General features: G+C 59.1%; 22 protein-coding genes and 1 pseudogene. 12 read left to right on the top strand and 11 right to left on the bottom strand.

Going from position 1 to position 18,737, the window contains the following annotated elements:
- Positions 1-51: 51 nt before the first annotated feature.
- Positions 52-234, bottom strand: a complete 183-nt coding sequence (gene oscA / locus ACZRMH_RS01950) for a sulfur starvation response protein OscA (RefSeq protein ID WP_464011908.1) — start codon at positions 232-234, stop codon at positions 52-54.
- 369 nt (positions 235-603) lie between these two features.
- Between oscA and ACZRMH_RS01945 the strand changes: the two genes are divergently transcribed.
- Together ACZRMH_RS01945 and ACZRMH_RS01940 are read left to right on the top strand one after the other, a co-directional pair.
- Positions 604-852 carry a TIGR02647 family protein gene (locus tag ACZRMH_RS01945; RefSeq protein ID WP_094999754.1) on the top strand — a complete coding sequence of 83 codons (249 nt, stop codon included), beginning with the start codon at positions 604-606 and terminating at the stop codon, positions 850-852.
- 36 nt (positions 853-888) lie between these two features.
- Positions 889-2,130 (top strand): annotated as a pseudogene (locus tag ACZRMH_RS01940) (class I adenylate cyclase); the annotation flags it as partial.
- A gap of 23 nt (positions 2,131-2,153) precedes the next feature.
- Here the strand turns inward: ACZRMH_RS01940 and rnk are convergent.
- The 3 genes from rnk to cyaY form a co-directional block, all read right to left on the bottom strand.
- The gene (gene rnk, locus ACZRMH_RS01935) at positions 2,154-2,567 is read right to left on the bottom strand and encodes a nucleoside diphosphate kinase regulator (protein ID WP_019828269.1); all 414 of its coding nucleotides are present in this window, start codon (positions 2,565-2,567) and stop codon (positions 2,154-2,156) included.
- Between the two features lie 287 nt (positions 2,568-2,854).
- On the bottom strand, positions 2,855-3,067 hold the full coding sequence (locus ACZRMH_RS01930; RefSeq protein WP_464011955.1) for a DUF1289 domain-containing protein: 213 nt from the start codon (positions 3,065-3,067) through the stop codon (positions 2,855-2,857).
- Positions 3,064-3,396 (bottom strand): iron donor protein CyaY, encoded by a 333-nt coding sequence (cyaY, locus tag ACZRMH_RS01925; protein WP_464011907.1) that lies wholly within the window; start codon positions 3,394-3,396, stop codon positions 3,064-3,066. Before cyaY ends, ACZRMH_RS01930 begins: the two co-directional genes overlap by 4 nt.
- A gap of 203 nt (positions 3,397-3,599) precedes the next feature.
- On the opposite strand from cyaY, the gene lptM reads away from it, so the two are divergent.
- The 6 genes from lptM to ACZRMH_RS01895 are packed head-to-tail and all read left to right on the top strand — an operon-like array spanning position 3,600 to position 8,163.
- Positions 3,600-3,755: an LPS translocon maturation chaperone LptM gene (gene lptM / locus ACZRMH_RS01920; RefSeq protein WP_016782657.1), complete on the top strand. Its 156-nt coding sequence runs from the start codon at positions 3,600-3,602 to the stop codon at positions 3,753-3,755.
- A gap of 9 nt (positions 3,756-3,764) precedes the next feature.
- Positions 3,765-5,012, top strand: a complete 1,248-nt coding sequence (gene lysA, locus ACZRMH_RS01915) for a diaminopimelate decarboxylase (RefSeq protein WP_464011906.1) — start codon at positions 3,765-3,767, stop codon at positions 5,010-5,012.
- A gap of 4 nt (positions 5,013-5,016) precedes the next feature.
- Complete coding sequence (gene dapF / locus ACZRMH_RS01910) at positions 5,017-5,847, top strand: diaminopimelate epimerase (protein WP_464011905.1); 831 nt, start codon at positions 5,017-5,019, stop codon at positions 5,845-5,847.
- Positions 5,848-5,860: 13 nt separating this feature from the next.
- Positions 5,861-6,577: a DUF484 family protein gene (locus ACZRMH_RS01905; RefSeq protein ID WP_464011904.1), complete on the top strand. Its 717-nt coding sequence runs from the start codon at positions 5,861-5,863 to the stop codon at positions 6,575-6,577.
- On the top strand, positions 6,578-7,474 hold the full coding sequence (gene xerC / locus ACZRMH_RS01900; RefSeq protein ID WP_464011903.1) for a tyrosine recombinase XerC: 897 nt from the start codon (positions 6,578-6,580) through the stop codon (positions 7,472-7,474).
- Complete coding sequence (locus ACZRMH_RS01895; RefSeq protein WP_464011902.1) at positions 7,471-8,163, top strand: HAD family hydrolase; 693 nt, start codon at positions 7,471-7,473, stop codon at positions 8,161-8,163. Before xerC ends, ACZRMH_RS01895 begins: the two co-directional genes overlap by 4 nt.
- Positions 8,164-8,382: 219 nt before the next feature.
- Here ACZRMH_RS01895 and sutA read toward each other — a convergent pair whose 3' ends face one another.
- From sutA to glnK, 3 genes are all read right to left on the bottom strand, one after another.
- Complete coding sequence (gene sutA, locus ACZRMH_RS01890; protein ID WP_464011901.1) at positions 8,383-8,709, bottom strand: transcriptional regulator SutA; 327 nt, start codon at positions 8,707-8,709, stop codon at positions 8,383-8,385.
- Positions 8,710-9,191: 482 nt separating this feature from the next.
- Positions 9,192-10,529, bottom strand: a complete 1,338-nt coding sequence (locus tag ACZRMH_RS01885) for an ammonium transporter (protein WP_464011900.1) — start codon at positions 10,527-10,529, stop codon at positions 9,192-9,194.
- A gap of 33 nt (positions 10,530-10,562) precedes the next feature.
- Complete coding sequence (glnK, locus tag ACZRMH_RS01880; protein WP_002555808.1) at positions 10,563-10,901, bottom strand: P-II family nitrogen regulator; 339 nt, start codon at positions 10,899-10,901, stop codon at positions 10,563-10,565.
- 416 nt (positions 10,902-11,317) lie between these two features.
- Between glnK and ACZRMH_RS01875 the strand changes: the two genes are divergently transcribed.
- Together ACZRMH_RS01875 and ACZRMH_RS01870 are read left to right on the top strand one after the other, a co-directional pair.
- On the top strand, positions 11,318-11,578 hold the full coding sequence (locus tag ACZRMH_RS01875) for an accessory factor UbiK family protein (protein WP_095003968.1): 261 nt from the start codon (positions 11,318-11,320) through the stop codon (positions 11,576-11,578).
- Between the two features lie 46 nt (positions 11,579-11,624).
- Positions 11,625-12,053: a bleomycin resistance protein gene (locus ACZRMH_RS01870; protein WP_464011899.1), complete on the top strand. Its 429-nt coding sequence runs from the start codon at positions 11,625-11,627 to the stop codon at positions 12,051-12,053.
- A gap of 1 nt (position 12,054) precedes the next feature.
- Here the strand turns inward: ACZRMH_RS01870 and ACZRMH_RS01865 are convergent, their stop codons facing one another.
- Together ACZRMH_RS01865 and ACZRMH_RS01860 are read right to left on the bottom strand one after the other, a co-directional pair.
- Positions 12,055-12,360 carry a HigA family addiction module antitoxin gene (locus tag ACZRMH_RS01865; RefSeq protein ID WP_464011898.1) on the bottom strand — a complete coding sequence of 102 codons (306 nt, stop codon included), beginning with the start codon at positions 12,358-12,360 and terminating at the stop codon, positions 12,055-12,057.
- Positions 12,361-12,367: 7 nt separating this feature from the next.
- Positions 12,368-12,646, bottom strand: a complete 279-nt coding sequence (locus tag ACZRMH_RS01860; protein WP_464011897.1) for a type II toxin-antitoxin system RelE/ParE family toxin — start codon at positions 12,644-12,646, stop codon at positions 12,368-12,370.
- A gap of 175 nt (positions 12,647-12,821) precedes the next feature.
- Between ACZRMH_RS01860 and ACZRMH_RS01855 the strand changes: the two genes are divergently transcribed.
- Positions 12,822-14,315 (top strand): YifB family Mg chelatase-like AAA ATPase, encoded by a 1,494-nt coding sequence (locus ACZRMH_RS01855; RefSeq protein ID WP_464011896.1) that lies wholly within the window; start codon positions 12,822-12,824, stop codon positions 14,313-14,315.
- 9 nt (positions 14,316-14,324) lie between these two features.
- On the opposite strand, the gene ACZRMH_RS01850 is transcribed toward ACZRMH_RS01855, so the two are convergent.
- Entirely contained in the window at positions 14,325-15,245 is a 921-nt protein-coding gene (locus ACZRMH_RS01850; RefSeq protein ID WP_464011895.1) for a LysR substrate-binding domain-containing protein, read from the bottom strand.
- Positions 15,246-15,397: 152 nt separating this feature from the next.
- On the opposite strand from ACZRMH_RS01850, the gene ACZRMH_RS01845 reads away from it, so the two are divergent.
- On the top strand, positions 15,398-16,798 hold the full coding sequence (locus tag ACZRMH_RS01845) for a NorM family multidrug efflux MATE transporter (RefSeq protein WP_464011894.1): 1,401 nt from the start codon (positions 15,398-15,400) through the stop codon (positions 16,796-16,798).
- Between the two features lie 136 nt (positions 16,799-16,934).
- Here ACZRMH_RS01845 and ACZRMH_RS01840 read toward each other — a convergent pair whose 3' ends face one another.
- Complete coding sequence (locus ACZRMH_RS01840) at positions 16,935-18,602, bottom strand: putative bifunctional diguanylate cyclase/phosphodiesterase (RefSeq protein ID WP_464011893.1); 1,668 nt, start codon at positions 18,600-18,602, stop codon at positions 16,935-16,937.
- Positions 18,603-18,737 lie beyond the last annotated feature (135 nt).

The following is an 18,737-nucleotide window of genomic DNA, read 5'->3' as shown; positions in this document are numbered from 1 at the left end:
AGCATTTTTTAATTTTTATTGAGCGCACTCAGGTGAATGCGCTTGAACGGTTCAGGCGTTTTTTTGACCCGGGTTTTGCAGGCGGAATTTCTCTTTGCGTTCGATCTGCACCACTTGCGCGTTGTGCACAGTGATTTCAACAGCACCAAAGCGCAGGTCTCGCAGCGCGCTCTGGATTTCCCGCAGGATGGTTGCTTCGTCCTGGCCGTCAACGCTACGCAGAGATGCGCTCATGGTGCTGCTCCTGAAAATATGGGGTGCCGACAGGGTTGCTGGCGTAGGGCAATAGTAGTGAGGCGCAGATATTCTTAAAAATACTATTTAAGAATGTTTATATAACTGAAAAATCATATTGATCTTGGCTTGCTGTGGGAGCGGGCTTGCTCGCGATACAGGCGGTCGGCCAGTTAAAGCGCGGTGATGCAATCGCGAGCAAGCCCGCTGCCACAAAATTACCCGGCATCGAGGTGGTCTCGGACTACACTCCAACTGCCTTATAACGACAGGATCTTTTACAAAGGTGGGAACTGTTGCTGGACAGTCAGCACAAGTGAGATCACCTTAGAGCGGCTGTCGTCTTTTCCTGCATAGTCTGGAGTCTTTATGTCGTTTACCCCTGAGTTGGTTGCCGAACTGGAAGTCCTTGCACTGTTTGACTTGGAAAGTACCCTTGAGGGCCTGAAGATTCACCAACATGCCGCGCCAGAAAAAGTCGCCGCGGCGCAGCGTCTGTTTGAGAAAAAGCTGATTGATCAGCCCGATGGCGGCTACCTGACAAGCCTGGGGCGTGATGCTGCCGAAAGTGTCCAAGTACTGTTGTCGATTCTTGTTGAATCCAAAGAAGTTGCCTGACGCCACGCCGCGCCCACGGGATCTGAGCGATTAATGATTCCGCGGGCACACTTATCTGCACCCGCACTTAACGAGGGAACCGGGCGACAGGTTCTCCAACAGCTGCGTGGGCGCTTTTTGAGTGTCAATCAGGGCCGCCTGGCTCGTGCGATGGAGGGGCTGGCGCCACGCCAGCAAGCGCTACTGAACCTGTTGGCGCTGTTCTTTCATATCAATCACCCGCTCTTGCCCGGCTATGTGTCGGCCTGCACCCCGGCCGGGGTGTCGGGCTATGAACCTGATGCCACTACCCTCGCCGCCGCCGGCCATCTAATTCGCGACTTTTCCTGCAGCATGGGCAACTCCTGCCCTTTACAACCGATCCATGGGCTTTTTCTGATGGGCAGCCTCGGCACATTGGCGCAGACCGATCAAAGTGATATGGACGTGTGGATTTGCCTCGCTCCGGACTTGAGTGATGCCGCAGTATCGGCCTTGCGCAAAAAATGTCGGCGCCTGGAAGCCTGGGCGACGAGTCAGGGCTGTGAAGCACACTTCTTTTTAATCGATGCTCAGTTGCGCAACGACGAGGGTGATGAGCCACGGCAGCGGTTGTTGCTCGATGAGTTTTATCGCACTGCCATCTGGCTTGCCGGGCGCACACCGCTGTGGTGGTGGGTGCCGGTGCATGAGGAGGCGCGGTACGCCGAATTCGCCGGCGGGCTATTGGACGTGCGCGCCGTTGGCCGCAACGAAACCATTGATCTTGGCCATCTGGCCCATATTGCCCCCGGTGAATTTTTGGGCGCCGGGCTGTGGCAGCTGTTCAAGGGCATTGAGTCGCCCTACAAGTCGCTGCTCAAGCTGTTGCTGATCGAGGTGTACGCCAGCGAGCATCCGCAGGTGAACTGCCTGAGTCTGGATTTCAAACAGAGCGTGTACGCCAACCAGCTGGACCTGGATGAGCTGGACCCCTACGTGGTGGTTTACCGCCGTATTGAGCGCTACCTCAAGGGCCGCGCAGAGTTGCAGCGACTGGAACTGGTGCGCCGCAGCCTGTACCTGAAGGTCGGCCACAAGTTGAGTAATGGCGATACAGGCATGCAGTGGCAGCGGCGGTTACTCAAGCGCCTGACCCGTGAATGGGGCTGGGATGAGCAGCACCTGGCAATGCTCGACAATCGCTCGCAGTGGCAGGCGCAGCAGATCAGTCATGAGCGTCGGGCTCTGGCCCGGGAGCTGAGCGTCAGCTACCGGTCTTTGCGGCAGTTTGCCTGTGACGAACAAACACCTGCACTGTGACATGACTGAGCTGGAAGGTCTTAAGCGCTGAAATCGCTTGCAGCTTTTGGCTGGTATTCCACTTCAAGCAGTTCCAGCTTGAGGGTTTTGCCGCCCGGCGCGGGCCAGTTGATGTGCTGGCCGACTTGCAGACCCAGCAGCGCGCTGCCCACAGGGGCGAGAATCGAAATCTTGCCTTCGTCGGCGTTGGCGTCTTTCGGGTATACCAACGTCAGGCGGTAGTCCTTGCCACTGCTTTCTTCGCGGCAGTGCACACGCGAGTTCATGGTCACAACGCCAGCAGGCACTTCTTCGTGGCCGACGATGGTTTCGGCGCGATCGAGTTCGGCTTGCAGTGCCTCAATACCAGGAGTCGTTTCTGGCAAGCTGTCGATCAATTGCTCCAGACGCTGTACGTCCAGGCGGGTGAGGATGAGTGGGGTTGGTGTGCTCATGACCTGGCAGACTCCTTTTTTCTGCACGAAAAAGCAAAACCCCGCCGGAATATGGCGGGGTTTTGACGAACCTCGTTAGTGCGAGGCGAACCCGGACACTACCACAGCAAAATAAATACACAAGCCGTGTGGGCATTGCACTGTAAGCCAGGCAATTTGTCTGGATCAGATTTAACAGGTAGATCCACATACTGTGGGAGCGGGCTTGCCCGCGATGGTATCGCCGCGGTTTATCAGATACACCGAGTCGCCTGCATCGCTGGCAGACAGCTCCCACAAGGGGTTTATCAGATTTGGCGTTGCCGGGCCTGTTCGCAAATCACCCGGCGCCGCTGGTCGTCTGCCGAGCGCCACTCGCGAATATCTTCGACGTGGCGAAAACAGCCCAGGCAGACTTTGTGTTCATCCAGCCGGCAGGTGCTGATGCATGGGGACGGCACTGCCGGGCTGACGTTGCTGTAGAGCGGTTTTGCAGGTTTAGCAGGAGCGGTCACTGTCAGATCTCTTCAAATTCCAGCTCGGCGCCCGCGTGTTCCAGGGTAAGGCGCTGAACCATCTCGCTAAGCAGTTCGTCGGATTTATCGCACTTCCACGAGCTGCGCTTTTCATCGTAGTCGAAGTGATAGCCACCGTTGGGTGCTGCCAGCCAGAGCTGCAGCACGGGTGCCTGACGGCTGAAGATCAGGGCTTTGCCATTCTCGAACTTGATCGTCAGGATGCCGGCGGAATTCTCTACATCCACATCCAGATCAGAGTCGTCAAAGATGTCTTCCAGATTTTCCTGGGTGGCATCGACCAGATCGTGAAAACGGGCTTCAGTCAAACTCATGGTGGAACCTCGTAATATCTAGTCATGCTCGGAGCTCGCAAGATACGGGCGCTCCAGGCCGATTGCAAACCCCATGACGGCCATTGGCCAAGCACCACTGATCATCCACACAGGGCGTTACGCTCGGCCGCTCTGCTGCATAGGCAAGCTGGTGGGTGCTCGGTATACTCGGGCGCAATTAATGCTTTTCAAAGGATTTCGCCATGAAGCGCCTGATCTCTTCTATTGCTGCGCTCGTCGCGGTCGCCTGCCTTGTTTCTGCCTGTGGTCAAAAAGGACCGCTGTATCTGCCCGATGACAGCAAATCCCCTGAAGACCAAGCGAAGTCGTCGCAAACGCAATCGCACAAGCACCAATAAGGGAACACCATGGACGCTTTTAATTACCGGGACGGCGAACTGTTTGCCGAAGGTGTTGCGCTGACGGCCATTGCCGAGCGTTTTGGCACGCCGACTTATGTGTATTCCCGGGCGCACATCGAGGCGCAATACAACGCTTTCGCCGATGCCCTGAACGGCATGCCGCATCTGGTGTGCTTCGCGGTCAAGGCCAACTCCAACCTGGGCGTGCTCAATGTCCTGGCCCGTATTGGCGCCGGTTTTGACATTGTGTCGCGTGGCGAGCTGGAACGTGTGCTGGCCGCTGGCGGCACAGCTGACAAGATCGTGTTCTCCGGTGTCGGCAAGACCCGCGATGACATGCGTCGCGCTCTGGAAGTGGGTGTGCATTGCTTTAACGTCGAGTCCACTGAGGAACTTGAGCGCCTGCAGGTTGTGGCCGCCGAAATGGGCGTTCGCGCGCCGATCTCGCTGCGGGTCAACCCGGACGTGGATGCGGGCACTCACCCGTACATCTCCACCGGCCTGAAAGAAAACAAGTTCGGTATCGCCATCGCTGACGCCGAAGATGTCTACATCCGTGCTGCGCAGTTGCCCAACCTGGAAGTGGTCGGCGTCGATTGCCATATCGGCTCGCAACTGACCACCCTCGAACCCTTTATCGATGCCCTCGACCGCCTGCTGGCACTGGTCGACCGCCTGAGCGATTGCGGCATCTACCTGCGCCATATCGACCTCGGCGGTGGCCTGGGCGTACGTTATCGTGATGAAGAACCACCACTGGCTGGTGATTACATCAAGGCCGTGCGCGAGCGCCTCGACGGCCGTGATCTGGCACTGGTGTTCGAGCCGGGCCGTTTTATCGTGGCCAACGCCGGCGTGCTGCTGACTCAGGTCGAGTACCTCAAGCACACCGAACACAAAGATTTCGCCATCGTCGATGCGGCGATGAACGACCTGATTCGCCCGGCGCTGTACCAGGCCTGGATGGACGTGACCGCGGTACGCCCGCGTGACACCGAAGCCCGCGCCTACGATATCGTCGGCCCGATCTGCGAAACCGGCGACTTCCTGGCCAAGGACCGTCAACTGGCCCTGGCCGAAGGCGACTTGCTGGCGGTGCATTCGGCCGGAGCCTATGGCTTTGTCATGAGCTCGAACTACAACACCCGTGGCCGCGCCGCCGAAGTACTGGTGGATGGCGATCAGGCGTTTGAAGTGCGTCGTCGCGAGACCGTAGCCGAGTTGTTTGCTGGCGAAAGCCTGCTGCCGGAGTAAACCCATGTTGCTGCGTTTTACCAAAATGCACGGCCTGGGCAATGATTTCATGGTTCTCGACCTGGTCAGCCAGCACGCGCACATCCTGCCCAAGCACGCCAAGCAATGGGGTGACCGGCACACGGGTGTCGGCTTTGATCAATTATTGATCGTTGAGGCGCCGAGCAATCCGGAGGTGGATTTCCGTTACCGGATCTTCAACTCCGACGGCTCCGAAGTTGAGCAATGCGGTAATGGGGCGCGCTGCTTTGCGCGCTTTGTGCTCGACAAGCGTTTGACCACCAAGCGTCAGATCAAGGTTGAAACCAAAAGCGGCATTATCGAGCTGAATGTGCGCAGTGACGGGCAGATCAGTGTCGATATGGGCCCTCCGCGCCTGGTGCCGGCCGACATCCCGTTTGTGGCTGACGCGCAAGCGCTGAGCTATGAGGTGGATGTTGACGGGCAGACTGTCGAGCTGGCCGCAGTGTCGATGGGCAACCCCCATGCTGTGCTGCGCGTCGACGATATCAATGCCGCGCCGGTGCATGAGCTGGGCCCCAAAATTGAACATCACCCGCGCTTTCCGGCGCGGGTCAATGTCGGTTTTCTGCACGTAGTCGATCGTCAGCGCGGGCAACTGCGGGTCTGGGAACGTGGCGCCGGGGAAACCCAGGCCTGCGGCACTGGGGCTTGTGCAGCGGCCGTGGCGGCCATCAGCCAGGGCTGGATGGACTCACCGCTGATCCTCGATCTGCCCGGTGGCCGTTTGTCCATCGAATGGGCAGGCCCGGGCCACTCCGTGATCATGACCGGCCCGGCGATGCGTGTTTACGAAGGACAAGTCCGTTTATGAGCGAGTGCAAACGATGACCGACAAGACGCAGCCTTCCGAACTCGATCTACCTGTGGATAACTCGCAAGCAGCCAGTGTTGTGGCGTATTTGCAGGAACACCCGGATTTTTTCGGTGAGCGTGAAGAGCTGCTGCTCTCGTTGCGCATTCCACACCAGCGTGGTGACACCATCTCTCTGGTGGAGCGCCAGCTGGAGCTGTTGCGTGGTCGCAATATCGAGATGCGTCATCGTTTGTCGCAGTTGATGGACGTGGCCCGCGATAACGACCGCCTGTTCGAAAAAACCCGTCGTCTGAACCTCGCCCTGATGGACGCCACCAGTCTCGATGAACTGGTAATTGCCGTTGAGGACAGCCTGCGTCAGGACTTTCAGGTTCCATTTGTCAGCCTGGTGCTATTTGGCGACAACCCGATGCCGGTTGGCCGCTGGGTCAGCAGCGCCGATGCGCAGCGCGCCTTGGGTGGCTTGTTGACTGAAGGTAAAACCGTCAGCGGCAGCCTGCGCGAGCATGAGCTGGACTTTTTGTTTGGCGAAGAGCAGCGCAAGCAGATCGGTTCAACTGCCGTGGTAGCGCTCAATCATCTGGGTTTGCATGGCGTGCTGGCGATTGCCAGTCGCGATCCGCAGCACTATAAAAGTTCGGTGGGCACGCTGTTCCTCGGCTATATCGCCGAAGTACTGGGCCGGGTGCTGCCGCGCTTCACCAGCGCCCTGCGCTCGGTACGTTAAATGGAACGGCAGCTGGACGCTTACTGCATTCACCTGCGCAGTGAGCGCCAGGTGTCGCCCCATACGCTGGAGGCCTACCGCCGCGACCTGAACAAGGTACTGGCGTTTTGCGCCAAGGAATCGATCCCCAGCTGGGCTGCACTGGATATCCAGCGCATGCGCCAACTGGTATCGCGCCTGCATCAGCAAGGCCAGTCCTCGCGCAGCATTGCCCGGCTGCTGTCGGCGGTGCGCGGGCTTTATCACTATCTCAATCGCGAAGGCCTGTGCGACCACGACCCGGCAAACGGTCTGGCCCCGCCCAAAGGCGAACGCCGCCTGCCCAAAACCCTGGATACCGATCGCGCCCTGCAATTGCTGGAGGGCGGTGTCGAGGACGATTTTCTGGCCCAGCGCGACCAGGCCATCCTTGAGCTGTTCTACTCGTCGGGGCTGCGTTTGTCGGAGCTGACCGGGCTTAACCTGGAGCAACTGGACCTGGCTGATGGATTGGTCGAAGTACTCGGCAAGGGCAGCAAGACTCGCGTCTTGCCCGTCGGCAAGAAGGCCCGGGAGGCGCTAGAGGCCTGGTTGCCGCTACGGGCGCTGGCCAACCCGCAGGACGACGCCGTATTTGTCAGCCAGCGCGGCACGCGCCTGGGGCCACGTGCCATCCAGATACGGGTCAAGGCCGCCGGTGAGCGCGAGCTGGGGCAAAACCTGCATCCGCATATGCTGCGCCATTCGTTTGCCAGCCACTTGCTGGAATCCTCCCAGGATTTGCGCGCAGTGCAGGAATTGCTCGGGCATGCGGACATCAAAACCACGCAAATCTATACTCACCTGGATTTCCAGCATCTGGCATCGGTTTACGACAGCGCCCACCCACGGGCCAAACGCAGTAAGGACAGTGAATGACGATTGAGCTGATTACCTTCGACCTCGACGACACCCTGTGGGACACCGCGCCGGTGATCGTCAGCGCCGAAGCCGTGTTGCGCAATTGGCTGACGGAAAACGCACCAAAACTGGGCGTCGTTGAAGTCGGGCATTTTCAGGCGATTCGCGAGCGGGTGTTGAGTGAAGAACCGCAACTCAAGCACCGGATCAGCGCGCTACGGCGCAGGATTCTATTTGATGCGTTGCACGGTGCCGGTTACGCGAATGCTGACGCATTGGCGGACGATGCTTTTGAAGTATTTATTGAGGCGCGACATGCGCTGGACGTATTCCCGCAGGCCGAGCCGACCCTGATTGCCCTGGCGCGTGAATACGCTCTGGGCGTGGTCACCAATGGCAACGCTGATGTGCGTCGCATCGGTTTGGGGCATCACTTCAAGTTTGTGTTGTGCGCCGAAGATATCGGTATCGCCAAGCCGGATGCGCGCCTGTTTCACGAAGCCCTGCTGCGCGGTGGCGTAGCGGCAGGTGCGGCGGTGCATGTGGGTGATCACCCTGGTGATGATATTGCCGGGGCGCAATTGGCGGGCATGCGTGCGGTATGGTTCAACCCGGGCGGTAAACACTGGGACGGCGACAAGGCACCAGATGCCGAGATTGGCTGCTTGAGCGAGCTACCGCTGGTGTTGAAACACTTGAACAGGTAGTCGCTGACAAGGTACGAAGGCTGCGATCGGCGGCGTAGCCGTCGTAAAACCTGCACTCTCGGTTGGCCAGGCACATCGGGGCATCTGATCTACGACGGCTGCGCCGCCGATCGCAGCCGTCGTTCCTCGGCAGCGACTACAGAGGTTGCAACCTTTCCTTGCACCCACAAAAAAACCCGCAGCGACGGCGGGTTTTTTCTTCAAGCAAACAACAAGCCCTTAGATAGGACGGCTGCCGTACTTGTTGTCAGGCTTCTTGGGTGGGTCTGCCACCACATTGGCCTCAACTTCCTGCACCTTGCCACCCTTGGACAAAAACTCTTCCATGGCGCGGGCCAGAGCATCACGCTCCTTGTTTTTAGCTTCTACGCTCGGCAGGTCATCAACCGATACGGCTGCCTTTGACTTGCCTTTGGCCGCAGGGGCCGGCGCATCATCGCCACCGTCGTCGTCTGCCACGTCATCAGCAGCAGTTTCCAAGCCTTCCTCGGTGTCGTCTTCATCACCTACTTCGAGGTCATCATTTTCCAGATCGTCGTCGCTCATGTTCTACCCCATGACATACGTACAGCAGATTAGTTATAGACCAGCTGCGGCAACTGTCGACCACCGCTGGTGAAAAAGTAGCCTTGGGCAAACCGCGGCTTACGCCTCTTTACCGTTATAAGGTGCAGAGGACTTGGCGCACACCACCACCAACATGGCCTGCGCCTGAATAAACACCTTGCCAGGCGCCCGCTGCCAGATATTGCGCAGCACGGATCACGGGCCTTGAAAGCGTCGGGAGATCATCCTCGCCTTCGTCGTACTCGAGCATTGTTTCCTGCCCTCGGCGCGCATTCTAGCGTGCTGATGAAAAAAGCAAAGCGGCTAATAGTCGAGTTGTGTCACAAGCACGTGTTACATAAACAAGCGTAGAACTTATCTGCCCTTCCAGCCTGTAAGGCAAATCATTTCCGCGCCGGGAATATCGCTTTATTGCCGACCAAAAAAAACCCGGCACGCCGGGTTTTTTATAGGGGGTCGATTTACAGGTTGTAGCCACGCTCGTTGTGCTGAGCCAGGTCAAGGCCCACGGCCTCTTCCTCTTCATTCACACGCAGACCCATTACGGCATCCAGAACCTTGAGGATGATGTAGGTCACGATGGCGGTGTAGACCACGGTAAAGGCGACGCCTTTGAACTGAATCCAGACTTGCGCCGAGATATCGGTCACAGCACCGAAGCCGCCCAGTGCCGGGGCTGCAAATACACCGGTGAGGATCGCGCCGACGATACCGCCGATGCCGTGAACGCCGAACGCATCCAGTGAGTCGTCATAGCCCAGTTTGCGCTTGAGGCTGGTGGCGCAGAAGAAGCAGATCACGCCAGCCGACAGGCCGATCACCACCGAGCCCATCGGGCCTACGGTGCCAGCGGCCGGGGTAATGGCCACCAGACCGGCTACCACGCCCGAGGCGATGCCCAGTGCGCTTGGCTTGCCGTGGGTGATCCATTCGGCAAACATCCAGCCCAGTGCTGCAGCAGCGGTGGCGATCTGGGTCACCAGCATCGCCATGCCGGCAGTGCCGTTGGCGGCAGCTGCGGAGCCTGCGTTAAAGCCGAACCAGCCGATCCACAGCATGGCCGCGCCGATCAGGGTGTAGCCCAGGTTGTGTGGAGCCATCGGGGTGGTCGGGTAGCCTTTACGCTTACCCAGCACGATGCACGCTACCAGACCGGCGATACCGGCGTTGATATGCACCACGGTGCCGCCTGCGAAGTCGAGTACGCCCCAGTCCCACAGCAGGCCGCCGTTACCGCTCCACACCATGTGCGCAATCGGCGCATAGACCAGAGTGAACCACACGCCCATGAAAATCAGCATGGCCGAGAACTTCATGCGTTCAGCAAAGGCACCGACGATCAGCGCCGGGGTGATGATGGCGAAGGTCATCTGGAAGGTGATGAATACGGCTTCCGGGAACAGCGCGGTGGATGAGGTCAGGCTTTCAGGCCTTACACCCGCCAGGAAAGCTTTGCCGAACCCGCCGATAAACGAATTGAAGTTGGTGACGCCCTGCTCCATGCCCGTGGTGTCGAACGTGATGCTGTAGCCATAAATGACCCACAGAATGCTGATCAGACCGGTAATGGCGAAGCACTGCATCATCACGGAAAGAATGTTTTTGGAGCGCACCATGCCGCCGTAGAACAGCGCCAGGCCGGGAATGGTCATAAACAGCACCAAAGCTGTGGCAGTCAGCATCCAGGCGGTGTCGCCGGAGTTGAGGACTGGAGCAGCCACTTCGTCTGCTGCCATGGCCAGGCCAGGCATTACGACAGACAACAGGGCTCCGAGCCCTGCGATTTTACGCAGAGTCATAGTGTTTTCTCCTGGGGCGTTGGGTTTGGCGGCTTAGATTGCGTCGGTATCGGTTTCGCCGGTACGGATGCGAATAGCCTGTTCCAGATTGACCACGAAAATCTTGCCGTCACCAATCTTGCCGGTGTTGGCAGCCTTGGTTATCGCTTCGATAACCCGATCAAGATCCTTGTCGTCAATGGCGACATCAATCTTCACCTTTGGCAGAAAATCGACCACATATTCCGCACCGCGATACAGCTCGGTGTGACCTTTCTGCCGGCCGAAGCCTTTGACCTCAGTAACGGTAATGCCTTGTACGCCGATCTCAGACAGCGACTCGCGCACGTCATCCAACTTGAACGGCTTGATAATGGCGGTGACTAGCTTCATGAAACTTCTCCCGAATTGGTGGACTTGCCCCAGGAAAACAAACCCGGCTCAAGTCTAAGCGCAGTGTCTGGCTTTGTAACGCATCGTCAGCCTTCTTCAGGCTGTACAACGTGTGTAAATCGCTGGTGACGAAAACACTCCTTGAACCACCTGCCGCACTGCCTTCGTCACAGCTACTGCATCAGTGCATGAGTCATAGTGGTCTTAGCAGAAACCTTGCCATGTCTGGAAAAATCAATAATTACAGCGATTTAGCGGACGTTGATGGCTTTTTGCCTGATTTGCCGGGGCATTTGTGCTCGAAGATGGTGCGCGACAGGCGTGGGTGATGCGCGAAAAATGTGCAGAAAGCCATCGGCATTTAGCCCCGAGACCCCGTGATACACTCGCCACCATCAGTTTTAAGGACCTTATCCATGCTCGCGCCCAAAGATTTTCTCGACGCCCTTGGCGGCCATGCTTCACGTTTGTTCAGTGGCGAAACCGCGCTGCCGCGCAACGAAATCGAAAGCCAGTTCAAAGCCTTGCTGCAAAGCGGTTTCAGCAAACTGGACCTGGTCAGCCGCGAAGAGTTCGACAGCCAGATGGTGGTCCTGGCCCGTACCCGCGCCCGCCTTGAAAGCCTGGAAGCCAAAGTGGCCGAACTGGAAGCCAGGTTGTTGCCGCCAAGCGAGTAACGCTCAAAGGCGGTGCATTCACCTATCTGAACAAGGACGTTTTTGTATGCTGGTGATGAACCCGCTGGTGCCCGAGATGATCGTCTCGGATCTTTCACGCAGTCTGCACTTTTACTGTGAAGTGCTCGGTTTCAGGATCGAGTATCAACGGCCCGAGCATCTTTTTGCGTTTCTGTCGTTCCATGGCAGCCAGTTGATGCTGGAGCAGGATGACCTTGAAGAGTCCTCCTGGCGGGTCGGGCCGCTGGAGCCGCCATTGGGTCGGGGTATGAACCTGTCGATCAAATGCCCGGATGCCCAAGGCCTGATCGAGCGCCTTGCAACCGCTGGGCACACTCTGCGCAAACCCCTGGAAGAGCGCTGGTACCGTAGCAACGATGTGCTGTTTGGCGAGCGCAACTTTTTGCTGCTCGACCCCGATGGTTACTTGTTGCGTTTTGCCGAGGATCTGGGGACCAAAGCGTTGGAGCTGTGAGTCAGGCGCAGTGGTGAAGGGGGGCCACCTGCTCGCGAATCGCTGCACCGCGTTCGATTTCCGCCTTGCGCAGGTCGTAAGTGGTTTGCAGGTTCAGCCAGAACTCTGGCGTGGTCGCCAGGCAAATTGACAGCCGCAATGCCATATCGGCACTGACGCCACGGCGCTGCCGCACGATATCGTTTACCGTCGGCGTCGACACGCCGAGCGCTCGGGCCAAAGCCGCGGACGAGAGGTTCAGGGGCTCAAGGTATTCTTCCTTGAGGATTTCACCCGGATGAACCGGACGCATGCCGTTCTTGATCATGATGACCTCAGTGGTAATCGACGATTTCTACAGCTTCAGGGCCTTTTTCACCCCAGATAAAGCAGATTCGCCATTGTCCGTTGATACGAATGCTGTGCTGGCCTTTGCGTGTTCCGCTGAGAGCTTCCAGGCGGTTGCCGGGGGGTGAGCCTAAATCTGTCAGCACGCTTGCCGCGTCGAGCATGGTTAATTTTCGCTCAATTACATTGAGAATGTCTGACCATAAGCGCGTCTTGCCGCTTCGATACAGATGTTCTGTGCGGTTACATTTAAAGCTCATTATCATAATTAATGCATAACGTTATTGGTTAATAATAGGGTCTTAAGGTTTATTTGCAACCCCACTTTGGCAGCTCACATGCCGTGTTCCCATGCCCGTTAACATCCCGTATCCATTCCATGCCTGCCCTTGGCTGCTGATTCGCGCACCATGGTTTTTTTGCAAACTCAAGGAATGAGTGATGGCTCTGGCGATTGTTTACAGCCGTGCCCAGGTGGGAGTCGAAGCCCCTGCCGTTACGGTCGAAGCGCATCTGGCCAATGGCTTGCCAGCGTTGACCCTGGTCGGTTTGCCCGAAACAGCGGTGAAGGAAAGTAAAGACCGGGTGCGCAGCGCAATCATCAATTCCGGGCTGGATTTTCCGGCCCGGCGGATCACCCTTAACCTCGCGCCTGCCGACCTACCCAAGGACGGCGGGCGTTTTGATGTGGCCATTGCCCTGGGCATTTTGGCGGCCAGCGGGCAACTCCCGGCTGTGGTGCTGGAGCAAGTGGAGTGTTTGGGCGAACTGGCGTTATCGGGGGCAATCAGGTCAGTGCAGGGCGTATTGCCTGCAGCCCTGGCGGCACGGGCAGCGGGCCGGGCGCTGGTGGTGCCGCTGGCCAATGCCGAGGAAGCCAGCCTTGCCTGCGGGCTGACGGTGATCGCGGCTGAGCACCTGTTGCAGGTGGTGGCCCATTTCGCCGGTCGCGCAGTGATTGAGCCGTATGTCCCCAGCGGCTTGCTGCATATCAGCAAACCTTATCCCGACCTGAGCGATGTCCAGGGGCAGCTTTCGGCCAAGCGGGCGTTATTGGTCGCGGCTGCGGGCAGTCACAATTTGCTGTTTACCGGGCCGCCCGGCACCGGCAAAACCCTGCTGGCCAGCCGCCTGCCCGGTTTGTTGCCGCCGCTCAATGAGCAGGAAGCGCTGGAAGTCGCGGCCATACAGTCGGTGGCCAGCCATGTGCCGCTCAACAACTGGCCGCAGCGACCGTTTCGCCAACCCCACCACTCGGCTTCCGGCCCGGCATTGGTGGGCGGTGGCTCCAAACCCCAGCCCGGTGAAATTACCCTGGCCCATCACGGCGTTTTGTTTCTCGATGAGCTTCCCGAGTTCGACCGTAAGGTTCTGGAAGTCTTGCGAGAGCCCATGGAGTCCGGCTTTATCGTGATCGCGCGGGCGAGAGATCGAATGCGCTTTCCGGCACGTTTCCAGCTGGTCGCGGCGATGAATCCCTGCCCCTGTGGTTATTTAGGCGAACCTACGGGGCGCTGCCGCTGCACACCGGAGCAAATTCAGCGCTACCGCAACAAACTGTCAGGCCCGTTGCTCGATCGCATTGACCTGCACCTGACCGTGGCCCGGGAAACCACTACCCTTAACCCGCCAATGGCCTCAGACGACACCACGGCCAAGGCCGCCATCCTGGTAGCTGCGGCGCGAGAACGGCAGTTGCAGCGTCAGGGTTGCGCCAACGCCTTTCTCGATCTGCCGGGGGTGCGTGCCCAGTGTCGCTTGAGCGATGTGGATAACAGCTGGCTGGAGGCCGCCTGCGAGCGCATGACCCTGTCACTGCGGGCAGCGCATCGGTTGTTGAAAGTGGCAAGAACCCTGGCGGATCTGGAGCAGGTGCACAACATAGAGCGCAAGCATCTGGCGGAGGCGTTGCAGTATCGGCCGCTCAGTGGCTGAGCAAACCGGTTAGCGCAACTGCTCGACATCTGGCAGCACCATCGCGGCGACTTCGTGCTGCAAAAAGTCGCTAAGGCGGCGCAAGCGTTCGCCGCCGGGACGGGTCTTGGGCCAAACCAGATAGTAATTGTCGCCGCTGGCCACCGCAGCCGGGAACGGCAGGCTCAGACGTCCTTGGGCAACGTCTTCGGCCACCATCAGCAAGTCGCCCATGGAAATGCCATAACCCCGGGCAGCGGCAATCATGCCCAGCTCCAGGGTGTCGAAAACTTGCCCGCCCTTGAGTGAAACTTGCCCGCTCAGGCCCATGCAGTCGAGCCAGCGGCGCCAGTCGCGGCGGTCGGGCGTGGGGTGCAGCAGCTCGGTGGCAGCCAGGCGTTTGGCGTCCCAAGGCTGATCGTCTTGCACATTGGGGGCTCCAACCGGGATCAGCATTTCCGGGAACAGCAACGTGGCCTCCCAATCGGGGGGGAAGTGACCATTGCTCAGTAACACAGCACAGTCGAACGGTTCCTGATTGAAGTCGACATTGTCGATGTCCATCCAGGCGCTGGTCAGTTGCACTTCGTTGCCCGCCTGCAAGTGGCGAAAACGGCTCAGGCGGGCCAATAACCAGCGCATGGTCAGGGTGGAGGGGGCTTTCATGCGCAAGATGTCATCTTCGGCGCGCAAAGTGGTGCAGGCGCGCTCCAAGGCGGCAAACCCTTCGCGAACACCCGGCAGCAACAGGCGGGCGGCTTCGGTGAGTTGCAGGCTGCGGCCACTGCGCTGGAATAACCGGCAGGCGAAATGCGCCTCCAGGGTTTTGATATGGCGGCTGACAGCGCTCTGGGTGATCGACAGCTCTTCGCCCGCCCGGGTGAATGAGCTGTGGCGAGCGGCTGCCTCAAAGGCGCGCAAGGCATAAAGCGGAGGAAGGCTACGAGCCATTACGAATATTCCTATAGCGCAACAGGGGGTGGCACAAAAGATACAGGCTAGCATGAGTATAAATCATGCCAATGATCGTTTTTATCCCTTTGCTTAAAACGCTCAAGGCGCCGAGAATCAGGGCTTTCAACGCACCTATAGAAATTTTACCGATGACCAAACAGCATCCTGTACGTATCGAGCTCGGGGCCATTATGCGGTTGGCCGGGCCGCTGATCGCCTCGCAGTTGGCGCATATGTTGATGGTGCTGACCGATACGCTGATGATGGCGCGCCTGAGCCCGGAGGCTCTGGCAGGCGGCAGTCTGGGTGCGGCCAGCTATTCGTTTGTGTCGATTTTCTGCATTGGCGTAATCGCTGCCGTGGGCACGCTAGTATCGATTCGCCAAGGTGCTGGCGACATTGAAGGCGCAACCCGCCTGACCCAGGCCGGGATATGGCTGGCGTGGGCGCTGGCGTTGGGCGGCGCGGTCATGCTGTGGAATATCAAGCCACTGTTGCTGCTATTTGGTCAGACGCCCACCAACGTTGAAGCCGCAGGCCAGTTTCTGATGCTGCTGCCGTTTGCCCTGCCCGGCTATATGACCTTTATGGCCCTGCGCGGCTTTACCAGTGCGATGGGCCGGGCAACGCCGGTGATGGTGATCAGTCTGATCGGTACCGTGGCCAACTTCTTGCTCAATTACGCACTGATTACCGGTATGTTCGGCCTGCCCAAACTGGGTTTGATGGGCATCGGCTTGGTCACGGCGATAGTCGCTACCTGCATGGCGCTGGGCCTGGCCTGGCATATTCATCGGCATCCGGCCTACGACGCGTATCCGATCAGTAAAGGCCTGTCGCGGATCAATCTGACGTATCTGCGGGAACTGTGGCGTCTTGGTCTGCCGATTGGTGGTACCTACGCGGTGGAAGTCGGGCTGTTTGCCTTCGCGGCGCTGTGCATGGGCACTATGGGCAGCACGCCACTGGCGGCGCACCAGATCGCTTTGCAGATCGTTTCGACGGCGTTCATGGTGCCCGCAGGCATGTCGTATGCGATCACCATGCGTATTGGCCAGCATTATGGTGGTGGTGACTTGCAGCGGGCGCGGCTGGCGGGCCGGGTCGGTATTGGCTTTGGTGCCTTTGTAATGCTCGGGTTTTCCGTGGTGTTCTGGTTCTGGCCCAAGGAACTGGTGGGTTTGTTCCTGGATTACAACGACCCGGCATTCCGCCCGGTGTTCGAACTGGCGGTCAGCCTGCTGGCGGTAGCGGCATGGTTTGAGTTGTTTGATGGCGCGCAAACCATCGCCATGGGCGCGATTCGCGGGCTCAAGGATGCCAAGACCACCTTCCTGGTGGGGCTGTTCTGCTACTGGGTGATCGGCGCGCCGATGGCCTGGATGCTGGCCTTTACCTTCGGTTGGGGGCCAGCCGGTGTCTGGTGGGGCCTGGCAATGGGCCTGGCCTGTGCGGCGATCAGCCTGACCCTGGCGTTCGAGTGGAAGGTACGGCGCATGCTCAAGCAGGAGCGCAAGGCGCAGAGAGTGGCGGGCTTGGGCGCGGTGTAACTGTCGGGACAGATGGCTGGTTCTGACTTGGCTTTAGTGGGAGCGGGCTTGCTCGCGATGCAGGCGCCGCGATCTGTCAGGCGAACCTCAGCGATTCCATCGCGAGCAAGCCCGCTCCCACAGATCCAATCGAGGCCTAAATAGCCTGTGGCACCTGCTGCTGCGCGCCAAACGTCAAATACTCAACCAGCTCTGCCAGCGGTAGCGGTTTGCTGATGAAGTAGCCCTGCACCTGATCACAGCCAAAACCCCGCAACAGGTCGAGCTGCTCCGGGGTTTCGACACCTTCGGCCACCACTTCCAGTTTCAGGTTGTGCGCCAGGTTGATCATGGCGTGCACCAGTTTGCGGTTCTCTTCGCGGCTTTCCATGCCGCCCACGAAACTTTTGTCGATCTTGAGCAGCGCAATCGGCAGGCTGTTGAGGTGCACAAAGGATGAGAATCCGGTGCCGAAATCATCCAGCGAAAAGCGCACGCCGAGACGCCCCAGGGCGTCCATGGTCTGTTTCACCAGGTCACTGCGGCGCATTACGGCGGTTTCGGTCAGTTCAAACTCCAGCCATTGCGCTTCAACCCCACGTTCGATGATCAAACGGCTGAGGGTCGAGAGCAGCTGGCTGTCCTGGAACTGGCGAAACGACAGGTTGACCGCCATATGCAACGGTTCCAGCCCGCGTTCTCGCAGCGCCTGCATATCGCGCAGGGCCCGGGAAATTACCCAGTAGCCCAACGGCACGATCAGCCCGCTTTGCTCGGCCAGTGGCACGAACTCACTGGGCGCCAGCAGGCCGCGCTCGGCGTGGCGCCAGCGCACCAGCGCCTCAAGGCCGACTATCTGCCCCGTGCCAAGGTCCAGGCGCGGCTGGTAATGCAGCTCCAGCTCGTCACGGCGCAAGGCACGGCGCAGCTCACTTTCGAGGTCGGCCAGGCTGCGGGCATTGCGGTTGATACGTTCGTTAAATACGTGAAAGGTGCAGCCCTGGGTGCTCTTGGCCTGTTGCATGGCGATATGCGCGTGCCACATCAATGGGTCGGCCCCGGCGTTGGCGCGGGCATGGGCGATGCCCAGGCTGCAGCCGATCAGCAGGCTTTCGCCGTCGACCCAGTAGGGCTCGGCCATCACTTCGGTAATGCGCTCGGCCATCCATTCGGCCCGCTCAGGCGCGCGATGGGTATTGATCAACAGGGCGAATTCATCGCTGCCAAGGCGTGCCAGCTGGTCGCCGGCTTCAAGCTGGCTTTTAAGGCGCGCCACCACTTGCAGGATCAGGCGGTCGCCAGCCTGATGGCCCAATGCATCGTTGGCGTGCCGAAAGTTGTCGAGGTCCAGATGGCCCAGGGCTATGCCGCGGCCGTCGCTTTCAGCCAGGCGCACGGCCAGCAGGGTCTGAAAGCCCTGGCGGTTGGCAATACCGGTCAACGGGTCTTCTTCGGCCAGGCGTTGCAGGGTGTGCTCCAGCAGTCCGCGCTCACGCACATGGCGCAGGCAGCGACGCAGGACATCGGGCGTCAGGCTGCTGCCAACCAGCCAGTCGCTGACACCCTGGGGCGTGGTCGCAGGTTCGCTGTCGAGCAACAAAACCGTGGGCAAGCGGCAGCGGCCCGCTGAAGGCTGCAGGGCCGGGGTGGTCAGGAGCAGCGCATTGCGATCGTTCTCGAACAGATGGCTGACCGATTCCCAACTCGGCGCGCTCATCATCACGGCCGCATTTCCCATTGGCGCCAGACACTCGCGCAACAGCGCTGCCCAAGATGGCTCTTCGGCCAGTAGCAGCAAACGCAAGGGTTCGACAGGCGTAGACAAGCTAGCTCCCTAGACTCTGCATAAATTCGGGCGGTGGGCATTATGACGTGCCAGCAACCAATGGCAATGACACTGGTTATCAAATACGCGTTTGCTGCATTAACCCTACAGTAGCTGCAAATGCACCCGATATCC

Source organism: Pseudomonas sp. B414, from assembly GCF_055408445.1.
This window is presented reverse-complemented; position numbering and strand designations above follow the sequence as displayed.

Bases quoted from the DNA above. Each gene is read 5' to 3' on its own strand.
- oscA (WP_464011908.1), bottom strand. From the start codon at position 234: ATGAGCGCATCTCTGCGTAGCGTTGACGGCCAGGACGAAGCAACCATC.
- ACZRMH_RS01945 (WP_094999754.1), top strand. From the start codon at position 604: ATGTCGTTTACCCCTGAGTTGGTTGCCGAACTGGAAGTCCTTGCACTG.
- rnk (WP_019828269.1), bottom strand. From the start codon at position 2,567: ATGAGCACACCAACCCCACTCATCCTCACCCGCCTGGACGTACAGCGT.
- cyaY (WP_464011907.1), bottom strand. From the start codon at position 3,396: ATGAGTTTGACTGAAGCCCGTTTTCACGATCTGGTCGATGCCACCCAG.
- lptM (WP_016782657.1), top strand. From the start codon at position 3,600: ATGAAGCGCCTGATCTCTTCTATTGCTGCGCTCGTCGCGGTCGCCTGC.
- lysA (WP_464011906.1), top strand. From the start codon at position 3,765: ATGGACGCTTTTAATTACCGGGACGGCGAACTGTTTGCCGAAGGTGTT.
- dapF (WP_464011905.1), top strand. From the start codon at position 5,017: ATGTTGCTGCGTTTTACCAAAATGCACGGCCTGGGCAATGATTTCATG.
- ACZRMH_RS01905 (WP_464011904.1), top strand. From the start codon at position 5,861: ATGACCGACAAGACGCAGCCTTCCGAACTCGATCTACCTGTGGATAAC.
- xerC (WP_464011903.1), top strand. From the start codon at position 6,578: ATGGAACGGCAGCTGGACGCTTACTGCATTCACCTGCGCAGTGAGCGC.
- ACZRMH_RS01895 (WP_464011902.1), top strand. From the start codon at position 7,471: ATGACGATTGAGCTGATTACCTTCGACCTCGACGACACCCTGTGGGAC.
- sutA (WP_464011901.1), bottom strand. From the start codon at position 8,709: ATGAGCGACGACGATCTGGAAAATGATGACCTCGAAGTAGGTGATGAA.
- ACZRMH_RS01885 (WP_464011900.1), bottom strand. From the start codon at position 10,529: ATGACTCTGCGTAAAATCGCAGGGCTCGGAGCCCTGTTGTCTGTCGTA.
- glnK (WP_002555808.1), bottom strand. From the start codon at position 10,901: ATGAAGCTAGTCACCGCCATTATCAAGCCGTTCAAGTTGGATGACGTG.
- ACZRMH_RS01875 (WP_095003968.1), top strand. From the start codon at position 11,318: ATGCTCGCGCCCAAAGATTTTCTCGACGCCCTTGGCGGCCATGCTTCA.
- ACZRMH_RS01870 (WP_464011899.1), top strand. From the start codon at position 11,625: ATGCTGGTGATGAACCCGCTGGTGCCCGAGATGATCGTCTCGGATCTT.
- ACZRMH_RS01865 (WP_464011898.1), bottom strand. From the start codon at position 12,360: ATGATCAAGAACGGCATGCGTCCGGTTCATCCGGGTGAAATCCTCAAG.
- ACZRMH_RS01860 (WP_464011897.1), bottom strand. From the start codon at position 12,646: ATGATAATGAGCTTTAAATGTAACCGCACAGAACATCTGTATCGAAGC.
- ACZRMH_RS01855 (WP_464011896.1), top strand. From the start codon at position 12,822: ATGGCTCTGGCGATTGTTTACAGCCGTGCCCAGGTGGGAGTCGAAGCC.
- ACZRMH_RS01850 (WP_464011895.1), bottom strand. From the start codon at position 15,245: ATGGCTCGTAGCCTTCCTCCGCTTTATGCCTTGCGCGCCTTTGAGGCA.
- ACZRMH_RS01845 (WP_464011894.1), top strand. From the start codon at position 15,398: ATGACCAAACAGCATCCTGTACGTATCGAGCTCGGGGCCATTATGCGG.